The organism is Hydrocoleum sp. CS-953 (assembly GCF_002260545.1).
Classification (GTDB): domain Bacteria; phylum Cyanobacteriota; class Cyanobacteriia; order Cyanobacteriales; family Microcoleaceae; genus Trichodesmium.
This window is the reverse complement of record NZ_LGSU01000593.1, coordinates 1-1,393: the sequence shown is the minus strand read 5'-3', so window position 1 is coordinate 1,393 and position 1,393 is coordinate 1. Positions and strand designations below refer to the sequence as shown.

Here is a 1,393-nt window from a genome sequence, read left to right as displayed (position 1 = left end):
GGAATTAGTATTGATAAATTTAAGGATAATTAAAAGTATTGGAAGAAAAACTGACCTTGACGAGGGAGAATGTATATTCACTATTTATGAAACAGCTAATAGGGGTTAGCTTTTAGCTATCAGCAATAAAAATGAAATATTAATAAGTGTCAATCATATTATCGGTTAAAAATGTAGTAGAAGTTAAGCTAATACTTGCTTCATTTATTATTAAAAAGCTGTTTAGCTAGCGCACAACGCGCGTTTTTCATGTCGGCGACAGCCGAAACGCGGAGCGACATGTTTGCGGAGCATTCCGTCAGGAAATGGGTAGCATTCCGTAGGATGAGCTAAATGCTTACGGAGTAAATGCTTTATATTCAGTAATTTTAGTTCTTTTCATTGTTATTTTTCCCAGCTATAAAATATAGCATGACTTTTTAAAGCTGCTATAATAGATACCGCTTTTTTTCAAATATATAGCCAAAATAAATTAGATTTGGTATGACTTCTTTTAAGGATTAAGTTGAACTTTATAGTATTTCTCAGTAAGCATGAGATACACTTGTATTTTTATTCCCTATTCTCTGTCCCCTATTCCCTAAAACCTAGAATTTTGTATCTAAGTATTATAGAAATCCTGATTACTGAAAGTATTATCAGAGATAAGTTCCCTGTTTCCTAATACTTATAATTAGGGTTTGCTGAAAAAGTATTTTTTAAGTAGTAGGGGAGCGGGGGAGTAGTGGAGTAATTTTTTTCCCGACTCTTGCCGAAAATACTAAATTTTTGATTTTTCGGGAACCGTGCATTAAGGGCTGAAAACCTGGTACTTTTTACCGAATAATTAAGGTTTAAAGCCCCTCATTAGCAAGGAGAAACAATGAATTTATTTTCCTTTTATTCAATCCTCTTCCTTTTAGAGAGAGGTAATTATCCATTATCAATTATCAATTATTGAACGACCTAAAAAGACACCTTATTTCTTGTAAATGCTTTGAGATTGATTCAGGAAGCCCTAATTACTTGTTGACCTAGAAATTAAGATTTAAGTAAGCATTCAGCTATTAGCGGTCAGCTATCAGCAATGAAAATGAACCTAAATAGCTAAATTTAGCGGATGCTTTTGCTTTTACCTAGACTTTTAATTCTCACTCAACCTCAATCCTAATTCGTACTATAAATGGAATAAACGAGGAATGCTGAGAGCTGATAGCTGACGGCTGAATGCTTACAGATTTAAAGCCTCTCCTTTCAGGGAGAAAAAAATTTCTTTTTCAGTAATCTTTCTATTACGGAAAAACTAATTATTAATTGTCAATTATTAATTATTAATTATTAAACCCTACCTTTTTGTAATGCTAATTTTGAGGTGTAATTTAGATGAATTTATCAAAAAATCCCGTCTTATCAC

At 32.4% G+C, this 1,393-nt stretch carries 1 protein-coding gene; it reads left to right on the top strand.

Annotated features, from left to right (window positions below; translation table 11 throughout):
* The first annotated feature begins 862 nt into the window (after window positions 1-862).
* The gene (locus tag AFK68_RS44410) at window positions 863-940 is read left to right on the top strand and encodes a DUF4896 domain-containing protein (protein WP_371357262.1); all 78 of its coding nucleotides are present in this window, start codon (window positions 863-865) and stop codon (window positions 938-940) included.
* Window positions 941-1,393 lie beyond the last annotated feature (453 nt).